The following is a 19,369-nucleotide window of genomic DNA, read 5'->3' on the forward strand; positions in this document are numbered from 1 at the left end:
ATGCTGCTTGTCGATGCGGTGCGTTCCGTCGATTGGCCCTCAGACCTTGGCCGTTCATTCTTTTGGGGCGGCTGCGAGCACAAAGCCTTTCGGGCAATACATCGCATGCTCCGCCTTGACGTAGGATTGCCCCGTGATCGGCAGGTTCTGTATTCCCATTGGCATCGAACCCTCAGCGAGGAGCAGATTGTTGCTATAGGTGCTGAGGCCTATCTTCCCGACTAGAGCGGATCCCTACGCTGCCATTGGATCGTGGAACGCAGCCTTGCTTGGCTCAGACACAATCGTCGGCGCAGCAAGGATTATGAATATCCTCTTAGACATTCCGGGCGCCTTGGCGGATTGGTTCTCATCTGCGCCAGGGTAATCCGCTGACCATGTTTTTATGTGCCAAGCATGGCTTTGGCACTGTCGGCATCCGTCACGATGATCGTTGCCAGTTCCGCTCTGGCGATCGCATGAAGAACTGCATGCTTGTGGGCGCCACCGGAAGCGACGATGCGGCAGGGAATCTTGCGGTAATCGTCGAGTTCGGGAGAAAGCACTTGCCCATTGATGGGGTGATCGATGGGACTACCCTCGATATCCAGATAGCGGCCTAAAAGATCCCCGACGGCGCCGGCTGCGATGAGGTCCTCCACCTCTGTGCCGGCGGGCAGGCCATAGCGCACCTGCAGCGACTGTCGGGAAACGTCTCCAACGCTCAGATAGGAGACATCGACATCGTGTGTCTGGAGGAAAATCTTGCGGAAGACTGATTGCGAGATGATCGCATCGCGCGATTGCGGGCTCTCCGCATAGACCGGCGCCACGAAATAGTGGCACTGCGCCTTCAGCACCTGGGCGAAGCCGCGCACGATCTCAAAGGTATTGATCTCCGATCCATAAGTCAGGCCGCCCATCATGGAGCGCACGTCGATCTGCGGTTCGTTGGCCGGGCTCATGTGCTGCACGGTTTCGCGCAGCGTTGCACCCCAGCCGATACCGATCGAACCTGGCTTCTGCGTCTGGATCAGCCGGTCAAGATAGGCTGCGGCACCCCTGCCGATGACCGAATGAAGCTGCAGGGGATCGGCGGGCGTCGGAACCACAATGGCGTCCTTCAGGCTGAAGCGGCTGCGCAACTGCGCCTCCAGCTCGATATTGGCGGCAAGGGGTGAACTGAAGCTGATCCGGACGATCCCATCTTCCAGAGCTGCGGCCAGAAGCTCATTAACTCTGCGGCGGGTCAGATTCATCTGCTCGCCGATCTGCGCCTGCGTCAGCCCCTCGACGTGATAGAGCCACGCGGCCTTGATCATCAGCTCCTGCTGCTCCACGCGATACCTCCTCCGCGTTACAAACGTCACATGCATGTAACATTTGTAATTTAGTGCTTCTCCTATCCCGGCTGGCGACGATTGTCACGAGTGACGACTGGTCGGCAATCGATTTCTCCTGACACGCGGACCTGATCTTTTCATGACGGTAGATCTTCTCATTTTTGATTGCGACGGCGTGCTGATCGACAGCGAGCCGGTCGCAAGCGCTACGTTTGCCAAGTCGTTGCGGCGCGCCGGCGTCAATTTGAGTGCGGACGACGTCCATCGCCGCTTCACCGGCCTTTCGGAGAGCGAGAGCCGGCGCATATGCGCCGATGAATTCGGGCTGGTGGATGTGGACCGTGTCTTTTCCGACTGGCAGGCGCAAATCTACGGCGAGTTCGCGCGTTCGCTGCTGCCCATGGCGGGTATGACGGAGCTGGTGCGTTCGCTGCCGCATCGCAAATGCGTGGCCTCCAACAGCACGATGGAGCGGCTTCGCCGAAGCCTCGGTCTTTTCGACCTGTGGAGCGAATTCCATCCGAACATCTTTAGCGCCGATATGGTGCGGCATCCCAAGCCCGCGCCGGATCTCGCTCTGCTTTGCGCCAAGCAGCTCGGGGTGGAGGTCGAACGAAGTGTCGTGATCGACGATAGCGCCATTGGCATTCAGGGCGCCGTTGCTGCCGGGATGAGAGCGATCGGCTTTGTCGATCCGGCAGATCCACGCACGGGACGGCATGCCGTCCTCGAGAAAGCAGGGGCCTCCTTCGTTGCCGAAGGTGCGGATGAACTCGCCATTACGATCAATGCGATTTCACCAGCCCTTGTGCGCAGAATGCCAGTCACCACGCTTACAGGTTGAATTCCCGAAGACAATGCGGATGGCAGCATCCGCGTCGGGCAGATGTCACGAAAACTTCATTCCAGCATTAAGAAACCGACACACCGCCGGCCGTACAAGCAAGGCCGCATGGAACCCGATCACGAATTGTCGGCCATGGAAAAAGGAGACCTCCAAATGATTTCACTTAATAGGCGCAGTGCCCTTGGTTTGATGGGGGCTACCGCCGGCTGCATTATACTGCCACGCATCGCCATGGGTCAGGCAACGCGCCCTTCCGTGACGATTGCCGTGCAGAAGATCACCATCAACGGCACGCTCGACATCTGGAACGAAGGTTCCAATGTCGGCGAGCGCGTATTCTTCCCGAACCTTTGGGAAGGCCTCATCCTGCGCAACTGGATGGGTGATCAGGGTCCTCTCCCGGGGCTTGCCACCGAATGGAAGCGCATCGACGACAAGACGGTCGAACTCAAGTTGCGCCAGGGCGTGAAATTCCACAATGGCGATGAACTGACGGCTGACGATGTCGTGTTCAGCTTCTCGCCCGAGCGTGTCTTCGGCAGCACGCAGCCTGCCGGCGGCAAGACGATCTTCGAGGCAGACCACAAGCCGACAACCGTTAAGGAACTGCCGGCCACCCTGCCGGGCAACGGTCGCCGCTTATGGCCGGCGCTCGCAGGCGTCGAGGCCGTGGACAAGCATACGGTGCGCTTCCACAACGCAACGCCGGACGTGACGATCGAAGGCCGTCTCTATGCCTTCGGCAGCCAGATCACCAACCGCCGCGCCTGGAACGAGGCCAAGGCCTATGTCGATTGGGCACGAAAGCCGATCACCACCGGGCCCTACATGGTCGGTGATTTCAGGCCCGACGTCTCGCTGACGCTGGTGGCGTTCGACGAGTATTGGGGTGGGCGTCCGCCGCTGGCCGAAATCCGTTTTGTCGAGGTGCCGGAAGTGGCATCGCGCGTGAACGGCCTGCTGTCGGGCGAATACGACTTCGCCTGCGACTTGCCGCCGGACCAGATCGCTACTGTGCAGGCGGCATCTGGTCTCGAAGTCCAGGGATCGACGATCCTCAACCACCGCGTCTCGGTCTTCAACATTGAGAACCCGATCCTTAGGGATCCGCTGGTCCGCCGCGCCATGACCCATTCGATCGACCGCCAGGCGATCATTGACGCATTGTGGGGAGGCCAGACCGTGGTCCCGGCCGGGCTTCAGTTCCCATTCTATGGCGACATGTTCATCAAGGACTGGACTGTTCCGGAATTCAATCCGGAGCTGGCGCGCGATCTCCTGAAGCAGGCCAACTACAAGGGCGATGCGATCCCCTACCGCCTGCTCAACAACTACTACACCAACCAGACCGCGAACGCACAGATCATGGTCGAGATGTGGAAGCAGGTCGGCCTGAATGTCCAGATCGAGATGAAGGAAAACTGGGGTCAGATCCACGATCCGGCAGGCGTGAAGGGCGTGCGCGACTGGTCCGCTGGCGGCACCTTCAACGATCCGGTCTCCGGCATCGTCAACCAGTACGGCCCAAACGGCGAAGTGCAGCAGAAGAAGGACTGGACCAACGCTGAGGCCAACCAGATGGCGGCGATCATGGAAACCAGCACAGACCGCGCCGCCCGCAAGAAGGCTTTCGCGCGCATGCTCGAAATCTGCGAGCGCGAGGATCCGGTCTATCAGGTCCTGCACCAGAATGCGGTGTTCACCGGCATGAAGTCTTCGCTGAAGTGGAAGGCTGCACCTGCCTTTGCAATGGACTTCCGCGCCTCGAACTGGGCGAGCTGATAGTCCGCTCCGTCATTGCTTCGGCAGTCTTTGAGCTGCCGAAGCAAATTCTTTCCAGCGCACAAATCGTTGCTTGTCCGGAAACGGACAGAACGCAGCTTGAGAGGGAAACATGGGCGCAGCAATATCCAATCTGGTGGAATTGCGAGACCTGAAGGTCGCGTTTGACGGCATTCAGGTTCTGCATGGCATCGACCTTACCGTAGGCCGTGGCGAGGCGCTGGGGCTTGTCGGCGAATCCGGTTGTGGCAAATCCGTCACCTGGCTGGCCGCACTCGGGCTTCTGCCTGGCAAGGCCAGCGTCAGCGGGTCCGCCAAGCTCGACGGGCGCGAGCTTTGCGGCGGTCCGCGCAGCACACTGGAATCGGTTCGTGGCGGCCGCATCGCCATGATCTTTCAGGACCCGTCGAGTTCGCTGAACCCGGTGCTGCGGATCGGCCGCCAGATCACCGAGGCGCTGGCGTTGCATCGCGGCCTGAGGGGCGATGCGGCGAGGATGGAAGCGCTGCGGCTGATGGATATGGTTGGCATTCCCGACGCCCGCAGCCGTTTCGATCTTTACGCCCACGAATTTTCAGGCGGCCAATGCCAGCGGCTGATGATCGCCATAGCGCTGGCCGGCGAACCCGACCTGCTGATCGCGGACGAGCCGACCACGGCGCTCGATGCGACGATCCAGGCGCAGATTCTCGACCTGCTGATCCAGCTCCGTGCCGAAACCGGCATGGCGACGGTGTTCATCAGCCATGATCTCGGCGCGGTGTCGCAGGTCTGCGAGCGGGTGTGTGTTATGTATGCCGGCCGCATCGTCGAGCAGGGAACCGTAGAGCAGCTATTCACTGAGCCCCGCCATCCCTATACACGCGGCCTGTTCGACGCGATCCCGCGGATCGACGGCCCCCGTCAGCCGCTGATCCCGATCCCGGGTACGGTGCCAAACCCGAAACACCTGCCCGCCGGATGCGCCTTTTCTCCGCGCTGTTCGAGGGTGCTGCAATCCTGCCATACGGAACTGCCTCCTCTTGTCCCGCAAGAGGACGGCCGCCTTCTTGCCTGTGCGCGCCCGGTTTCGCCAGCGCCCGTCATCCACGCGGCGAAGCCCCGGACACCCGCCCGGATTGTCGAAGGTGCGCTGCAATGACGCCGCTGATCGAGGCCAGGAAACTTGTGCGCATCTATCAGGTACGTCGCGGGATTTTTGCACAGCCGACGCCGGTGCGCGCCGTTGATGGTGTTTCGCTGGCGGTGATGCGGGGTGAGACGCTGGGTATCGTCGGCGAATCCGGCTCCGGCAAATCGACGCTGGGGCGCATGCTTCTCGGCATCGACCCGGTGCAGGCAGGCGAGGTGCGCTTCGAGGGGCGGGCGATGCCTGAGCTGCGCACGGCCGAGTGGCGCGCCCTTCGTGCGAAGATGCAGCTTGTCTATCAGGACCCGCTTGCAGCACTCGACCGGCGTCTGACGATCGCGTCCCAGATCGCCGAACCGCTGGAAATCCATCGGACCGTTCCGAAAGACCAGCGCGGCGACCGCATCGCCGAACTGATGGCGGCGGTCGGCCTGCGCCCGGATCAGGCCGGACGGTTCCCGCATGAACTCTCCGGAGGACAGCGCCAGCGTGCGGTTATCGCGCGCGCGCTGGCTTCGTGCCCGAAGCTTCTGGTCTGCGACGAGCCGGTTTCGGCCCTCGACGTTTCGATACAGGCGCAGGTCGTCAACATGCTGCGCCAGCTTCAGGAACAAAACGGCATCGCGATGGTCTTCATCAGTCACGACCTGAAGGTCGTGCGCAACATCGCCGACCGCGTGGCCGTCATGTATCTCGGCCGCATCGTCGAGGAAGCCTCCTCCGACGTGATCTTCCGATCGCCGCGGCATCCCTATACACAGGCGCTGGTCTCGAGCGTGCCCGTGCCCGGCAAGCCGCTGGAGGGTCGCGTCATCCTGCAGGGTGAGCCGCCTAACCCCGCCAACCGGCCCTCCGGCTGTGCTTTCCACCCCCGCTGTTCCATGGCGCGCGATATCTGCCGCACCACCACGCCGGCGCTGCGCCAGATCGAGAACCGGCGCACCGTTGCCTGCCATATCGTGGCGGATGGCGCGGTTCCGGTCGCAGCGTAGGGGCATGACATGATCAGTTTCGTTCTCACGCGCCTGCTTAGGGCCATCATCACCATTCTGGCGGTCGTGACCTTTGCCTTCGTCGTGCTGCGCATGTCCGGCGACCCGGCCCAGGTCATGCTCGGCCCCGACGTGCCGCAGGATGTAATCGACGCATTCCGCAAGGCGTGGGGCCTCGACCAACCGGTATGGGTACAATATCTGGCCTATCTCAAATCGATCTTCACCGGCGATTTCGGCGTGTCGATGCGCGACAAGGCGTCCGCCCTCGATCTCGTGCTGGAACGGGTGCCCGCCACGCTGCAACTGACGATACCCGCGCTGGTCCTCAAGCTCGTCATCGGCATTCCCGCCGGCATCTACGCAGCACTTCATCGGCAGAGCTTTGCCGACCGCGGCGTCATCCTGCTCGCGATCCTCGGGTTCACCATCCCTTCCTTCGTCATGGGTCTGATCCTGGTGCTGGTCTTCTCCATCATTCTCGGCGTGTTGCCGTCCGGCGGCCAGGATACCTGGATGCACGGCATCCTGCCGACGATCACGATGAGTATCGGCGGCATAGGCATCCTCGCCCGTTTCTCGCGCAGCGCTATGATCGAGGTAATGGGCCAGCCCTTCATCCGCACGGCCTCGGCGAAGGGGCTGAGATGGCATGACGTTGTCTGGAGCCACGCTTTGCCAAATGCCGCCGTGCCGATCGTGACGATCGTCGGTTTCATGGTCGGGTCGCTGATTGCCGGCGCGGTGGTGGTCGAATCGATCTTTTCCTGGCCGGGCATAGGGCGATTGCTGATCGTATCGGTCAGTAATCGCGACCTCGCGGTGGTGCAGTGCATCCTGCTCGTCATTGCGGCGACGATGGTCGTCTCGAACCTGATCGTCGACCTGCTCTATGGCTGGCTCGACCCGCGTCTGCGTTCGCGCGGGGCGTATTGAGGAGATGGGAATGGCGTCGGTGGATCTCTCGCGGACTGAGCGAACGGGCAGGGGAGGTGAAGGCTTCATCGCACTCATCCGGCGCAATGTGCCGCTGAGCGTCGGCCTCGGCATTGTCTGGCTGACGGCAATGGTGCTGATTGCCATTTTCGCCGACCAGATTCGCCCATACGGCATCACCGCGATGGACCTTACGAGCCGGCTTTCGCCTCCCGGCAACGTGAAGCATTGGCTCGGCTCCGACGAACTGGGGCGTGATGTGCTTTCGCGGTTGATCCAGTCGATCCGGGTCTCGCTGATCATCGCCTTCGGGGCCACGATCTTGTCGGCGGTGTTCGGCACCGCGCTCGGCTTTGCTGCCGCCCAGTTCCGCGGCGCGGTCGAGCATCTGGTGCTGGCGCTGGCCGATTTCCAGGCGGCCCTGCCATTCCTGATCATGTCGCTGGCGGTTCTGGCCTTCTTTGGCTCCTCGACGCTGCTGCTGGTTTGCCTGATGGGCTTTTACGGCTGGGAACGCTATGCCCGCATCGCGCGGGGTCTTGCCATCTCCGCCAGCGCGCAGGGCTATGCCGCAGCCGTCGTGCAGCTCGGCGCCACGCCGGCGCGGGTCTATCTTCGTCATATCCTGCCCAATGTCGCTTCGACGCTGATCGTGTCGATGACGCTGACTTTTCCGGAAATTATCCTGATGGAAAGCGGGCTGTCATTTCTCGGCCTCGGCGTGCAACCGCCCGAAACCAGCCTCGGCAATATGGTCGGCTTCGGCCGTGAATACCTGACGCGCGCACCCTGGGTCATGCTGGCGCCGGCAGCCGTCATCATGCTGACGACGCTGTCCATCTCGCTGGTCGGAGACTGGCTGCGCGACAAGCTCGATCCGACGGTGCGCTGAACAGCTCCGTCGAACCCGTAACGAGGAAAAAATTCATGACGCTGATCACCGGTCATCGCGGCGCCCGCAACCTCTGGGCCGAAAACTCGCTTACGGGGTTTCGCAACACCCTGGCGCTTGGCGTGGATGCCGTCGAATTCGACGTGCACCTGACGAATGCGGGCGAACTTTTGGTCATTCACGACGCCACGCTCGACCGCACGGCGGAAGGCACCGGGCTGGTGCGGCGGCTGACTCCCAAGGCGCGGGCAGGGGTGAAGCTGAAAGGTACGGCCGAAATCATACCGACATTCGCCGATGTGCTGGGCGTCCTTGCACCCGCTGCCAGGCTTGCGCTGCATGTGGAGATCAAGCTCGACGAAACCGGCACGCCATATCCTGATATCGCCCAACGTGTCGCGCAGGAGCTTGCCAGCTTCGGTGTCGAGGAAAGAACGCATCTGACCTCATTCGATATTTCCGTTCTGGAGGATTGCCGCCGCCATGCGCCGCACGTAGAGCGCTTGGTTTCGGTCAATGCTGCCTGGGCCGAAAGGCAGGGCGGGCTCGCAGCGTTTCTTGCGCGCGTCGACGACCTTGTCGACATTGTCGCGATCCATCACGAACTGATGGAAGCGCAATGGGACCTGATTGCCCGGACCTTGCCGCTCGAACGGCTGTGCGTCTGGACCCTGAATGACGAGGAGACGATCCGCCAATGGCTGGAGCGGGATATCGGCCACCTGACATCGGATAGCCCCGACATCGCGCTAGCCATTCGCGCAGCGCGGTCCACTAGGTCAAATCTCCTGCACCCGACGCACTGAACTCAACAAGATCGGAGACAATTATGAGCAACATCATCGCAACTGGCTTCAATTCGGGTTCGGCCGACGGCGAACTTGACAGCCTGGAAACCGACCTTCGCCGGCTGGCCGGCCTCGGCGTCGACACGGTCGAACTCGGACTGACCAGCATCGATCTCATCGCTGGTGGACGGGTGATAAAGGAGCGGCTAGATCGTCTGATGGCGCTCACCCGCCAGTTTCCCTTTCGCTATACCGTTCACGGCCTTGTCTCGTCCAATTTCATGGACCCGGTGACGTCGCGCTATCAGCTCGACGCGGCCAAGGCCCTGATTGAGATATGCGACCAGATCGATGCCCGCATCATTGTCCAGCATGGCGGCTGCCTGCGCGCCGACCAGATTGCCGAGCGCGCAAGTGCTGACCTGCGCGAACGCGAGGCGCTGTTCGAGCTTGCCGAATTCGCCAGGCCTTATGGCGTGCGTATCGCCTTCGAAAACATCTTCACCACGGAACCGGGTCAATATCGCCAAACTCCGGCCGAGCTTGCAGAGACAGTGAAGACCGTCAACCATCCCAATCTCGTGGCGCTGATCGATTTCAGCCACGCCTACATCGAAGCAACCTATCGCGGGCTGAATTTCCGCGAGCAGTTGCGCGCTATGGCGCCGGTGACGGGCCATCTGCATGTCCACGATTCCTTCGGCCGTCCGCAGGGTTTCTACAAGGCATACCATCCGCAGGAATCCACCGCACTTGGCATAGGCGACCTGCACATGCCGCTCGGCTGGGGCGATATCGACTGGGAGGAAATCTTCAGTGAGCTGGAATTCCTCCCGGATACAGTGCTGATGATGGAGATCGGGGCACGTTACCGCAGTGAACAGCCGGCCTGCCTGGAGCGCGCGAGACAGCTGATCGCACTGAACAACAACCGCCTGTCCCTAGCTGCCGAATGACAGCAATCTAGAACCGTCGAAGCCCTCCGCAGTTCTTTACGCCGGTGGTGATGATAGCCCGGCAAAGACGTCTTGAGACGGCGAAACACGTATGTCCATGCAACAAGGCCGTCCGAAATCGCTTCGTTCCGCGGTGACGGGCCTGGTTAGTCTTTGACGGGTAGCCGCGTTACAAGCGCGGCCACATCGATCAGCTCTTTGATGAGAGGGTTTGCTGGCTGGCGGTGGCCTATGGCTATGATGCAATCGTCCATATTGGAGATTTTGCGGAAGGTAACGCCGGGCCGGGCGTAGAAACGCGCAGTGCTTTCCGCGGTTATGCTTATGCCTTTACGCAGGGCCACGGCCTGCAATTCAGAATCAACGGTGGCGGCTTCGAACACGACGCGGGCCGGCTGACCCTGCCGGTACTGGCTGGCAAGCCAGTAGTCGCGCCATACGCCATTTCCCGGTGCGGCGATGAAGGGTTCGTCGAGCAGTTGTTCCACCCGAACCGTATCTTGCAGGGCCAACGGATGACCGTCAGGCAAACAGGCAACGCATTTCTCCCGGGCGATCTCTACGATATGTATGCCCGGCGTATCGACCGGCGGACGGAAAATGCTGCAGTCCACGAGTTCGGTCGACAGTCCGGCATCCGGATTGGTGAAGTCGTATTCGACGAATTCGAGCGTTGCGTTCGGCCGGCGCCGTTCGAATTCCTGGGTGATCTTCGGAATGAATTCCACGGCAGTGCCGATCAGATACCCGACCCTGAGGAAATTGTGTATCGACAGCTGGAGGGCTTTTACCTCCTTGTGGAATGTCTCCATCGAGCGATTGAGCTTGTGGGCATATTCACAAAGTATCGCGCCGTCCTTGGTGAGTGAGACGCTACGCGTGGTACGCTCGAATATTTCGAATCCCAGCGTCGCCTCAAGTTGCATGATTGTTTGCGACAGCGCCGGCTGCGAGACCGCCAGCCTTTCGGCTGCTCTCGCGAAGTTCTTCTCACTGGCGACGGCGAGCAGGCACCGGATGTGACGAAGCTGGATATTCATAAGCGACATGAATTAATCCTTTCGCTAATCGTCCTTGTTGTCAACGCGTCTCCGCTGCTTAATCCACCTCATCGGAGACGAGAGGAAGCATCGATGAACGTCGCGCAGATGACAGTAAAATCGGACGAATATCGCATTGAGGAGGGGAAGCGTTCACTTATCCATGACCCTCTTGACGGCGACAACACCAAGATCATGCTCGTTCGGGCGCGGGGTTCATATGTCTGGGATGACAAGGGCAATCGCTACCTGGATTGTACCTCCCAGGCCTGGTCGAACAATCTCGGCGCCAACGACCCGCGCGTGGTCGAAGCCGCGATCGCCCAGCTTCGGGAAATCACGCACGCACGGCCGAACTTCAATACCAAGCCGCTGCTGACGCTGACGTCCAAGCTTCGCGATCTTGCACCCGGTGACCTCCACCGCATCGGCTATGCCTTGCATGGCAGCCTTGCGGTGGAAATGGCGATGAAGCTCGCCCTCAAAAACCGCCCCCATGCTCAGAACATCATCGTGCTGCAGGACGCCTATCACGGCCGCTCGATCACCACGATGGCTGCGAGCTGGCCGCATCCGAACAACCCGTTCCTGTCGCTTCAGCCGCGCTTCACGCGGGTCCCACATCCCGATCCCTATCGGCCGCGCCTTGGCCTGGACCCCGAGACCGACGTCCAGCTCTGCCTCTCGCTTCTCGAAGACACGATCGACCGTGGCGTCGATGGTGGCGTCGCCGCGATCATGATGGAGCCCATCATGGGCAACGGCGGGCATATCGTCCTGCCGCTGTCCTATCTCCAGGGCGTTCGGGATATATGCGACCGGCGCGGTATCCTACTGATCTGGGACGAGATCCAGAGCTGCTTCGGCCGCACAGGCAAGATGTTTGCAGCCGATTTCTACGGCATCGTTCCCGACATCATGACCTTCGGCAAGGGGATCGGCGGCGGCTTCCCGCTGGCCGGCATCTTTGCCAGTGAAAAGCTCAACAAGTTCGATTCCGGCGAGGACGCGCTGACCTTCGGATCGTTCCCGGTCGCCATGGCAGCGGCAGTCGCGACGGTGGATGCGATCATCGAGGACAACCTTTGCGACAAGGCGCATGAGCTCGGCGAATATGCCACCGCGCGCCTCCACAAAATGGCCAAGCATCGCAAGCTCATCGGCGATGTGCGCGGTCCCGGCCTCTTCGTTTCGGCAGAGCTCGTCAAGGATCGCGAGACCAAGGAGCCTGCGCGCACGGCCGCAAGCGAAGTTTATCGCCGTGGGGTCGACAGGGGCGTGCTCTTCGGCGAAAGCCGTTATGCAGGCCTTGGCAATCTCATCAAGATCAAGCCTCCGCTGGATTGCTCGATGGAGGACATGGCCCATGCGCTCGACGTGTTCGACGAAGTACTGGGCTCGATCGAGGCAGACGGCATCGCCTGACGCTTCGCTCCTAAGCGAAATCTTCCGGCGGGATCGCTGCCGGAAGGTCCGGGAAAGAAAAGACGTGCATAAGCGCGCGACAGTCAGTGAACAGACCGACAAAGGGGATCAGGACTATGCTCGACAAGAAATTCACCCGCCGATCCATTCTCGCTGCCGGTACGACGGCAGCCCTTACCATGCCGTTCGTGCGACCGTCCTGGGCAGCACCCGATCGGGTTCGCGCCCTTATGTGGGAGGCCTATCTGCTTCCCGACAAGATCACGGCTTTCGAAGATACGCACAAGGTCAAGTTCGTGCCGAGCTTCTTCGACGGCAATTCCGAGGCCTACAACAAGCTCCGCGTCGGCGGCTCGAAGGAATTCGATCTCGTGCAGGCCGACGGCTTTTGGCCGCAGCTCTATTTCCGGGAGAATCTGCTGCGTGAAGTGGACTATTCGAAGGTTCCGAACGCGGCCGGCTATCTGCCCGAATTCGCGCCCGAGACGTTCAAGGTTCTCTCCGATCCGGCTACAGGCAAGAAGATTGGCTTTCCCTTCTGCTGGGGCGCCTACGGCATTACCTATGACGCCGGAAAGGTCGCGCCTGGGAAGACCGAGACGCTCGAATGCATGTTCAACGCGGATTATTCCGGCATGCTCTCGACCAGCTCCCGTTTCGAAGAGAACATCGCGCTCGCCGCTCTCCTGGTCACTGAGCGCCTGGGCAGCCGCGACCAGCCGCGTCCTGACGGTAAGTCCTTCAACCCCTACGTCCTGACCGACGCGGAACTTGCCGAGGTCGAGAAGCTGCTGATCCAGCAGAAGAGCCTGCTCCTGACACGCTATCAGGACAATCCGACCCTCTTCCAGCTGCTGCAGAGCGGTGCCGTCGTGGCGGCGACCGAGTTCGCTCAGGTTTTCCGTCAGTTGCTTACGGCAGAGAGCCAGGGCGCGCCGGCAGTCGATTTCCGCCATGCGCTGCAAATGAAGGAAGGCGGTCTCGGCTGGGTCGATACCTGGCTCGTCACCTCTGGTGTCGAAGACGGCCCGAAATTCGATCTCTGCAACAGCTTCATCGACATGATGATCTCTTCCGAAGTCATGAAGAAGATCGGCGAAGTTGCGGGGTGCTCGACCACCGTGGACCTGCGCGCCATCTCGACGGAAGATGAACGCAAGCTGTTCCTGATGGACCGCTCGAGCGAGATCACCGGCCTGTTCATGTTCGATCAGCCGTCCTCACCTGAAAAGTGGGAACGTGTGTGGTCGAACGTGCAGGCAGCCTGAGCGATCAAGACTTAATCATACCAAGTTCGTCGGCCGGGGCGCTTTTCCTGCCCCGGGCCGCCGTCAGGATGGGTGCTTTTCATGAGCCAGACGGGTTCCTACATACGAATTGACAACGTCTCCCGCCGCTATGGCGCGGTGCGGGCGCTCGACAGCGTCAGCGTTGACATTGCTAAGGAAGAATTCATCGCCATTCTGGGGCCGAGCGGATCGGGCAAGAGCACGCTTTTGCGTCTCATCGCCGGCCTCGACCGGCCGACCGAAGGCCGCATCCATTTCGAAGGCGAGGACGTCACCAATCTGCCGCCGCACAAGCGCGGCATCGGCATGGTGTTCCAGGAGTTCCTGCTCTTCCCGCACCGCACCGTGCGCGAGAACCTGGCTTTTCCGCTCAGGATGCGGAAGGAACCGCAGGCGGTGATCGACGAAAGGCTGGAATGGGTGGCAGGCGTCCTCTCGCTCACGACACTGCTCGACCGCTACCCGAGCCAGCTTTCCGGCGGCCAGCAGCAACGTGTCGCGCTCGGGCGCGGCCTCGTTGCGCGGCCGACCCTGCTTTTGCTCGACGAGCCGCTCGCCAATCTGGACCGGGAACTCCGGCAGGAAATGGAGATCGAGATCCGCCGGTACCAGAAGCAGCTCGGTATTCCCTTCATTTATGTGACGCACAACCAGGAAGAAGCGCTCAGCATGAGCGACCGCATCGCGGTCATCAACAATGGCCGGCTCGAGGCGCTTGGAGAGCGGCAGGCGATCTACGATCATCCAGAGACGCCCTTCGTCGCGCGCTTCGTCGGCAAGTCGAGCAAATTCCAGGGTGTCGTCGGACAGGATGCCAAGACGGTGCGGCTCGCGCGCCATGATTACGAATTCGCGCTTCCCGCGGGTGTAACGTTCAGGGCGGGCGACGCCGTCGATATCTTCGTCAAGAATGAACGTTTCGACATCGCGTTGAAATCTGAAGGTGGGGCCGGCATTTCCTGTACCGTCGTCGATGTCGTGCTGCGGGGGCCGTTCCTTGAATATATTCTGGAAACGGACAGGGGCGACGCCCTGATTGCCGTCAAACAGAAGCGGAACCCGCTTCCGGTCCAGGAGCGGGTTCTCATTTCATGGAAGCCGTCCGAGTGTCACCTCTTCAACGCGGGAGGCTGACCATGCACAACGACGTCATCCGGCGCCGCCTGTTTCTCGATATTCCGAGCGTCTTCCTGCTGCTCTTCTTCGTGATGCCGCTAATCGCCCTGGTGGTGCTGAGCCTCTGGCAGACGGAAAACTACAAGATCGTCCGGGAATGGACGTTGATGAACTACGGCACGCTTGCGACCGAAGGCGCATACATCACCTTCTTCCTGCGGTCGCTGGCGATGGCCGTCGGCGTTGCGGTGGCGCTGGTCGTCATCTCCTGGCCGATCGCCTATTTCATCGTCCGCTATGGCGGGCGCTACCGCATCATCTTCTCGCTGCTGCTGGTGATCCCCTTCCTGTCCGGCGAGGTGCTGCGCCTGATCGCGCTGCAGGGCATGCTGGGTCCGTCGGGGCTGGTGAATGGGGCGCTCATCCGCATGGGCGCTGCACCGCTCAGGATGATCATGTATTCCAATGCCGCATCCTTCATCGCCTTCGTCTATCTCTACCTGCCGCTCGTCATCACGACGATCTATCTGTCGCTGATCAATTTCGATTTCCGCCTTGCGCATGCAGCAAGCGCCTGTGGCGCCAACCGCTTGCGCGTCTTCACCGAGGTGATATGGCCGCTTAATCTTTCGGGTACGATCGTCGGCTTCATGCTGGCCTTTATCCCGACGCTGTCGGCCTCGCTGGTTCCGCGGTTCCTGGGAGGGCCGAACGGCACGCTCTACGGCATGTCGATGGCGCAGCAGTTCGGCGAATCCGGCACCTGGGCGCTGGGTGCAGCCATGGGCGTGGTGCTCTTCGTCTTCTCGGCCCTCGCCCTCGCCATCTTGAGCTTCGGCGTCGATCTGCGCCGCACGGGCTTTACCGGACTTGGGAGGCAGTGAGATGAGACAGCACTTCTCCGATACGCTGATCAAGTGGTTGCTGGCGGCATTTTTGGTCGTCGTGTTCGCCTTTCTCTACATGCCGATCGTGCATATTCTGTTTGCCTCGCTGTCGAGCCGGCCGAATTTTCCCTATCCGCCTGAGTTCAACGTGGCGAGCTATGTGCGGCTCTCTACCAACACGGTCTACCAGAGCGCCTTCTTCAACAGCCTCATCCTCGCCTCTTGCACGGCGGTGCTGTCCACCTTGCTCGGCTTTCTCGCGACGATCGGCGTGCTGCGGTTCGGCGATAGGTGGGCTCTGTTCTATGCGATCTTCTTTGCAGCGCCACTCTTCGTCGCGGAAATCCTGCTCGGCATTTCCAGCATGGCGCTCTACTACCTGCTCTTTGAACTGCAAGGAAACATGCTGGCTGCCATCATCGCCAATACCGTGCACTGCTTCAGCTTTTGCTTCCTGATCATGGCGGCGATGCTCTACAAATACGACTGGCGAATGAATGAGGCGGCGATCGTATGCGGCGCCTCGCCCTTCCGGTCCTTCATCGAGGTGATGTTGCCGATGACCTGGCCCGGCATCATGGGAAGCCTCATCACGGCATTCGTGCTCTCGCTGAACGGGCTCGACGTGTCGTTTTATCTCCTTGGAGCGACGCCAACCATGCCTTCGGTAGCATGGGGAGCGCTGCGTTATGGTGTGAAGCCGGAGCTCTACGCTCTGTCGTCGCTGATCAACCTGATCATCTTCGCTCTCGTCATCGGCCTGCTGATTTCGATCAGGCTGAAGCAACGTACAGGCCAAGGTTAGGATGTTCCGTCACCCACTGGCCTGCTGGCGCCGCAGCCATGCAGGTGTCCGCACTGGGCGGATTGGATCTGGCGCGGCCGATGAGAAAATCCGCAGTCGCTGGCGGCAGAGGATCGAATAATTAGTCGCTGAGCATCGCGAGGGCGCAAAGTCGCATAAGATGCAGCCTGGAATGGTTCGAGCCTAGAGTGCCATCGGGTCAAAATTCCCAATCGACATGATGCAGACTTCCAATTATCATGGCCAGGAGTTCCAGTTGCAGGGTTTCTGACGATGTATAAGCGGCTCGTATCCGAGCGGGTGTAAGAAGCTCTGTCCGATACGCCTATCGTGCTTATAGCAGGACCTCGCCGAGCGGGCAAAACGACGCTTGCTCGAACAATGGAGGGAGCAAGCCGTACCTACATCACTCTTGACGATCAAACTGTGTTGGACGCAGCTCTGTCGGATCCGACAGGATTCGTCCGCAGGATCGACAAGGCAATCATTGATGAGGTGCAACGCGCCCCGGACATCTTACTGGCGATCAAGAAAACAGTTGACGAAGATTATCGGTCAGGACGCTTCCTACTGACTGGATCGGCCAATGTCCTGACCTTGTCTCGTGTCGCCGATAGCCTGGCTGGGCGCGTTGAAACAATTCGAATGCTACCGCTCGCCCGAGCGGAGAGGGTGTCGCTCCGACATTCCTGCAACGACTGTTCACCGGAAACTTGCAAAGCTATCGAGAAGCAGTGCTCGGCGATGACCCGGCTACGTTTTGCCAGAAACTTTCTGGTGGAGACTTCGAAAAAAATATGAAATGCGGCGAGGAGGAAGGCGCCGCCTATTCGAAGCTTCAGAAACTATGGGCGTCTGTTCCGGAGAGGCGCAAGACCGAATGTCACAACATCGATTACGATCCCAACACCGGTGCGGGCTCTTACGCCCTTCATCTGCTGTGTATAGAAAAGGGGAAATAGATAGGCAGTTTGCGCTTACACTCCCTAAATGACGGCTCCCTTGCGAATGAGCGAAAGATATTTTTCATGACACCGCGCCCACCATAGCGGGCATGCCATTCCGTCATGAGATTGCGGTCCCAGGCGCCGAACTTCGTGGAATCGGATGCGCAGGCCGTGCCCGCGTCGCCCCAAACGGCCGCGTTGCGGATAGCCAGCGTCGCATTCGCAACCCGTGCGCAGGCCTCTCTCAGGGCCGGTGCATGGATGAAGCGGCGATGAACATGCAGCACAGTTCTTCGTAACTCACATCGGGTGTCGCACCCGCAACCCGCTTGATCCCAGCATTCGTACCGAGCGCATAGAGGCACAACAGAAGCCGTCGATCCAGCGTCTCTCTCGACAGGGAAACCCTCGACGCCGATGTTTCGAAAGCATCCAGAAGGCCGGTATCGAGCGCTGCCTCCTTCAGCACGTCGAGCAGTCCGGTCATCGGCCAGCGGCCGCCGATCTCACCTTTGATCGCATCGAGCCCCTTCGGCTCTGGCGCAGGCTTGAACGGTGTGATCGAGATACGGTTTTCACCGCGCCACAATAGCCGGACCTTGTCATTGTCCGGAATATTAGCATTGAGGAGCAGCAGTTCCTGCTCAAGCTCTGCACGGATGGCAGACGTAAACGTCCTCGCGTTCGGTGTCAGGTTGAGCCCGGAATAGTAGGCGTCACGCCGGATTTCGAAATCCTTGGGAAGATCGTCATCCGGGTTCCGGTAACGGTCAGCGCCGACAACCCATATCTCCTTGGAGCGAATGCGGTCACGCAACTGGGTGAGGACACAAAGCTCATAGCTGATCCGATTCACACGTCCATCGTCATCGATGACGGAACTGCGCCACCTGGCCGGAATAACCTCATCGACCGGAATGTCCTGCATCGGCACAAACCGGCAGCCGTCGTCCACCTTGCTCCGAATCCAGTCGAGCGCCGCGAGCACCGGACGCCACACTGTGTTGTTCGACCGGAATTCCAGGACCGAAAGCAAGTCGGGCAGCATACGTCGGTAATGATTGGCCCAGGATGAGCGCATCACCTTATAGATGCGCCGATCGAGCGCTCCTTTCGCCGGGCTCTCCTTGACGATCGCGGCCAGTTTGTCCTCGCCGACGATCGGGAAAATTACATCGCAGACGCGACCGGACGGCTCCTCGATCGAAGCGCTGGCGATCTCGACCAGGAGTCGTTCCTTTCCGTAGACCCGCTCGATATCCTTTGCGATATCGCCCACGACCTTGCGTTTCGAGCGCGTGCCGATCTTATGGACCGTCTCGATCAGAAGATCGACCATTGCATCCGTCAATTGCGCCTCACGCGACAGGAGATAAACAGCATACAGCCCAATCTGCCGCGCGGGCGTATGCCGCCGCATCTCCGAGGCCTTTTCGCCGTAAACCCGGCGAACAATCTGCTCTACCTACCCAGGCCTTGCCGGTCGTCTGGAGAGAAGATTCCGTGGCAGAGCGAGTTTCTGGATGAAGGCGAGTTTCGCCGTCATGCCGAGGATGTTGTCGAGCGTCGCCTGGCCGGCGTCGCCTTTCATCGTGTTGAATCCCGTCTGGCCATCCGGATCGGCAATGGAAGCCTCCAGCAATGCGACTGTATCGGTCGAAAGCCGGTCTTGCACGCCGCCCAACCAGCTTTCCAGATAGTGCTGCCGTTGCGACCGCACCAGGCGCTCCAGTTCCTTGAGTGAAGGTCCGTAAATACGCCGGTCCCGTCACCACAGGAAAACATGCTCGAGCATAGCGCTGACCGACTGCCCGCTCGGGCACAGTTCATCGGAGATCCGGGATGTCAGTTGCTCTCGATCGTCCCGCCTAAGACGCCGAAAACCGAGGTGCTGCAAAATCTCGGAGCAATGTCGGCGGGCGGTCCGGCCGGAGAAATCGTAATGGTTCACAGCTTCAGCATCGAGGCCGAGTTGCTCGGCCAGATACAAAACACCATCAGGGGAAACTGCCGCACGATCCTGTACGAAGAAGCCGTGCGCGGCGAAGAATTTAAGCTGGACCGCAAACCCCACCTGCGCCAATTCCGGCACGCTGCTCACAAACGCAATATCCGAAAAGTCTAGGGTTCAGACTCAATCATAGCCAGAACGCGACGAGGGTAGCCAAGGCGACCGCAGATAAGAAGTTTCTGGCAAGCTTGTCGTAACGCGTTGC

At 60.4% G+C, this 19,369-nt stretch carries 20 protein-coding genes and 2 pseudogenes; 15 read left to right on the top strand and 7 right to left on the bottom strand.

Annotated features, from left to right (window positions below):
* Positions 1 to 225, top strand: a 225-nt coding sequence (locus BM413_RS31425; protein WP_139238713.1) for an SIP domain-containing protein, incomplete at its 5' end; no start/stop codon positions are given.
* Between the two features lie 158 nt (positions 226 to 383).
* On the opposite strand, the gene BM413_RS31430 is transcribed toward BM413_RS31425, so the two are convergent.
* A complete protein-coding gene (locus BM413_RS31430) occupies positions 384 to 1,319 on the bottom strand; it encodes a sugar-binding transcriptional regulator (protein ID WP_091918780.1) in 936 nt (311 codons plus the stop codon).
* A gap of 142 nt (positions 1,320 to 1,461) precedes the next feature.
* On the opposite strand from BM413_RS31430, the gene BM413_RS31435 reads away from it, so the two are divergent.
* The 8 genes from BM413_RS31435 (at position 1,462) to BM413_RS31470 (ending at position 9,644) form a co-directional block, all read left to right on the top strand.
* Positions 1,462 to 2,166 carry an HAD family hydrolase gene (locus BM413_RS31435; RefSeq protein WP_091918781.1) on the top strand — a complete coding sequence of 235 codons (705 nt, stop codon included), beginning with the start codon at positions 1,462 to 1,464 and terminating at the stop codon, positions 2,164 to 2,166.
* A 156-nt stretch (positions 2,167 to 2,322) separates the two neighbouring features.
* Positions 2,323 to 3,951, top strand: a complete 1,629-nt coding sequence (locus BM413_RS31440) for an ABC transporter substrate-binding protein (protein ID WP_091918782.1) — start codon at positions 2,323 to 2,325, stop codon at positions 3,949 to 3,951.
* A gap of 112 nt (positions 3,952 to 4,063) precedes the next feature.
* Positions 4,064 to 5,092: an ABC transporter ATP-binding protein gene (locus BM413_RS31445; RefSeq protein WP_091918783.1), complete on the top strand. Its 1,029-nt coding sequence runs from the start codon at positions 4,064 to 4,066 to the stop codon at positions 5,090 to 5,092.
* Complete coding sequence (locus BM413_RS31450) at positions 5,089 to 6,072, top strand: ABC transporter ATP-binding protein (protein WP_091918784.1); 984 nt, start codon at positions 5,089 to 5,091, stop codon at positions 6,070 to 6,072. The genes BM413_RS31445 and BM413_RS31450 overlap by 4 nt, the downstream gene beginning before the upstream one ends.
* 9 nt (positions 6,073 to 6,081) lie before the next feature.
* A complete protein-coding gene (locus BM413_RS31455) occupies positions 6,082 to 7,008 on the top strand; it encodes an ABC transporter permease (protein WP_091918785.1) in 927 nt (308 codons plus the stop codon).
* 10 nt (positions 7,009 to 7,018) lie between these two features.
* Complete coding sequence (locus BM413_RS31460; protein ID WP_091918786.1) at positions 7,019 to 7,900, top strand: ABC transporter permease; 882 nt, start codon at positions 7,019 to 7,021, stop codon at positions 7,898 to 7,900.
* A 35-nt stretch (positions 7,901 to 7,935) separates the two neighbouring features.
* On the top strand, positions 7,936 to 8,706 hold the full coding sequence (locus BM413_RS31465; protein ID WP_091918787.1) for a glycerophosphodiester phosphodiesterase family protein: 771 nt from the start codon (positions 7,936 to 7,938) through the stop codon (positions 8,704 to 8,706).
* A gap of 23 nt (positions 8,707 to 8,729) precedes the next feature.
* Positions 8,730 to 9,644 (top strand): TIM barrel protein, encoded by a 915-nt coding sequence (locus BM413_RS31470; protein ID WP_091918788.1) that lies wholly within the window; start codon positions 8,730 to 8,732, stop codon positions 9,642 to 9,644.
* 146 nt (positions 9,645 to 9,790) lie between these two features.
* Here the strand turns inward: BM413_RS31470 and BM413_RS31475 are convergent, their stop codons facing one another.
* Entirely contained in the window at positions 9,791 to 10,684 is an 894-nt protein-coding gene (locus tag BM413_RS31475) for a LysR family transcriptional regulator (RefSeq protein ID WP_175544523.1), read from the bottom strand.
* Between the two features lie 93 nt (positions 10,685 to 10,777).
* On the opposite strand from BM413_RS31475, the gene BM413_RS31480 reads away from it, so the two are divergent.
* The 6 genes and pseudogenes from BM413_RS31480 to BM413_RS33925 all read left to right on the top strand — a co-directional run.
* Positions 10,778 to 12,109 carry an aspartate aminotransferase family protein gene (locus BM413_RS31480; protein ID WP_210189019.1) on the top strand — a complete coding sequence of 444 codons (1,332 nt, stop codon included), beginning with the start codon at positions 10,778 to 10,780 and terminating at the stop codon, positions 12,107 to 12,109.
* A gap of 116 nt (positions 12,110 to 12,225) precedes the next feature.
* Positions 12,226 to 13,377 carry an ABC transporter substrate-binding protein gene (locus BM413_RS31485; RefSeq protein WP_091918790.1) on the top strand — a complete coding sequence of 384 codons (1,152 nt, stop codon included), beginning with the start codon at positions 12,226 to 12,228 and terminating at the stop codon, positions 13,375 to 13,377.
* A gap of 81 nt (positions 13,378 to 13,458) precedes the next feature.
* Entirely contained in the window at positions 13,459 to 14,532 is a 1,074-nt protein-coding gene (locus BM413_RS31490) for an ABC transporter ATP-binding protein (RefSeq protein ID WP_091918794.1), read from the top strand.
* Between the two features lie 2 nt (positions 14,533 to 14,534).
* A complete protein-coding gene (locus tag BM413_RS31495) occupies positions 14,535 to 15,398 on the top strand; it encodes an ABC transporter permease (RefSeq protein WP_091918791.1) in 864 nt (287 codons plus the stop codon).
* A 1-nt stretch (position 15,399) separates the two neighbouring features.
* Positions 15,400 to 16,206, top strand: a complete 807-nt coding sequence (locus BM413_RS31500) for an ABC transporter permease (RefSeq protein WP_091918792.1) — start codon at positions 15,400 to 15,402, stop codon at positions 16,204 to 16,206.
* Positions 16,207 to 16,518: 312 nt separating this feature from the next.
* A pseudogene (locus tag BM413_RS33925) lies at positions 16,519 to 16,955 on the top strand (AAA family ATPase); the annotation flags it as partial.
* A gap of 182 nt (positions 16,956 to 17,137) precedes the next feature.
* On the opposite strand, the gene BM413_RS33930 reads toward BM413_RS33925, so the two are convergent.
* The 5 genes and pseudogenes from BM413_RS33930 to BM413_RS32915 form a co-directional block, all read right to left on the bottom strand.
* Positions 17,138 to 17,440, bottom strand: coding sequence for a Tn3 family transposase (locus BM413_RS33930; RefSeq protein ID WP_244538135.1), 303 nt, complete (start codon positions 17,438 to 17,440; stop codon positions 17,138 to 17,140).
* Positions 17,398 to 18,504: a Tn3 family transposase gene (locus BM413_RS33935; RefSeq protein ID WP_244538136.1), complete on the bottom strand. Its 1,107-nt coding sequence runs from the start codon at positions 18,502 to 18,504 to the stop codon at positions 17,398 to 17,400. Before BM413_RS33935 ends, BM413_RS33930 begins: the two co-directional genes overlap by 43 nt.
* A gap of 114 nt (positions 18,505 to 18,618) precedes the next feature.
* A complete protein-coding gene (locus BM413_RS33940) occupies positions 18,619 to 18,873 on the bottom strand; it encodes a hypothetical protein (protein WP_244538137.1) in 255 nt (84 codons plus the stop codon).
* A 48-nt stretch (positions 18,874 to 18,921) separates the two neighbouring features.
* Positions 18,922 to 19,254 carry a DUF4158 domain-containing protein gene (locus tag BM413_RS33945; protein WP_348272958.1) on the bottom strand — a complete coding sequence of 111 codons (333 nt, stop codon included), beginning with the start codon at positions 19,252 to 19,254 and terminating at the stop codon, positions 18,922 to 18,924.
* A 37-nt stretch (positions 19,255 to 19,291) separates the two neighbouring features.
* Positions 19,292 to 19,369 (bottom strand): annotated as a pseudogene (locus BM413_RS32915) (IS5/IS1182 family transposase); the annotation flags it as partial.

The organism is Mesorhizobium sp. YR577, from assembly GCF_900116595.1.
In the GTDB taxonomy this organism is placed as follows: Bacteria; Pseudomonadota; Alphaproteobacteria; order Rhizobiales; family Rhizobiaceae; genus Mesorhizobium_M.

What these genes read in the sequence shown, in the direction of transcription:
- BM413_RS31435 (WP_091918781.1), top strand. Translation starts at nt 1,462, where the DNA reads ATGACGGTAGATCTTCTCATTTTTGATTGCGACGGCGTGCTGATCGAC.
- BM413_RS31440 (WP_091918782.1), top strand. Translation starts at nt 2,323, where the DNA reads ATGATTTCACTTAATAGGCGCAGTGCCCTTGGTTTGATGGGGGCTACC.
- BM413_RS31445 (WP_091918783.1), top strand. Translation starts at nt 4,064, where the DNA reads ATGGGCGCAGCAATATCCAATCTGGTGGAATTGCGAGACCTGAAGGTC.
- BM413_RS31450 (WP_091918784.1), top strand. Translation starts at nt 5,089, where the DNA reads ATGACGCCGCTGATCGAGGCCAGGAAACTTGTGCGCATCTATCAGGTA.
- BM413_RS31455 (WP_091918785.1), top strand. Translation starts at nt 6,082, where the DNA reads ATGATCAGTTTCGTTCTCACGCGCCTGCTTAGGGCCATCATCACCATT.
- BM413_RS31460 (WP_091918786.1), top strand. Translation starts at nt 7,019, where the DNA reads ATGGCGTCGGTGGATCTCTCGCGGACTGAGCGAACGGGCAGGGGAGGT.
- BM413_RS31465 (WP_091918787.1), top strand. Translation starts at nt 7,936, where the DNA reads ATGACGCTGATCACCGGTCATCGCGGCGCCCGCAACCTCTGGGCCGAA.
- BM413_RS31470 (WP_091918788.1), top strand. Translation starts at nt 8,730, where the DNA reads ATGAGCAACATCATCGCAACTGGCTTCAATTCGGGTTCGGCCGACGGC.
- BM413_RS31475 (WP_175544523.1), bottom strand. Translation starts at nt 10,684, where the DNA reads ATGAATATCCAGCTTCGTCACATCCGGTGCCTGCTCGCCGTCGCCAGT.
- BM413_RS31480 (WP_210189019.1), top strand. Translation starts at nt 10,778, where the DNA reads ATGAACGTCGCGCAGATGACAGTAAAATCGGACGAATATCGCATTGAG.
- BM413_RS31485 (WP_091918790.1), top strand. Translation starts at nt 12,226, where the DNA reads ATGCTCGACAAGAAATTCACCCGCCGATCCATTCTCGCTGCCGGTACG.
- BM413_RS31490 (WP_091918794.1), top strand. Translation starts at nt 13,459, where the DNA reads ATGAGCCAGACGGGTTCCTACATACGAATTGACAACGTCTCCCGCCGC.
- BM413_RS31495 (WP_091918791.1), top strand. Translation starts at nt 14,535, where the DNA reads ATGCACAACGACGTCATCCGGCGCCGCCTGTTTCTCGATATTCCGAGC.
- BM413_RS31500 (WP_091918792.1), top strand. Translation starts at nt 15,400, where the DNA reads ATGAGACAGCACTTCTCCGATACGCTGATCAAGTGGTTGCTGGCGGCA.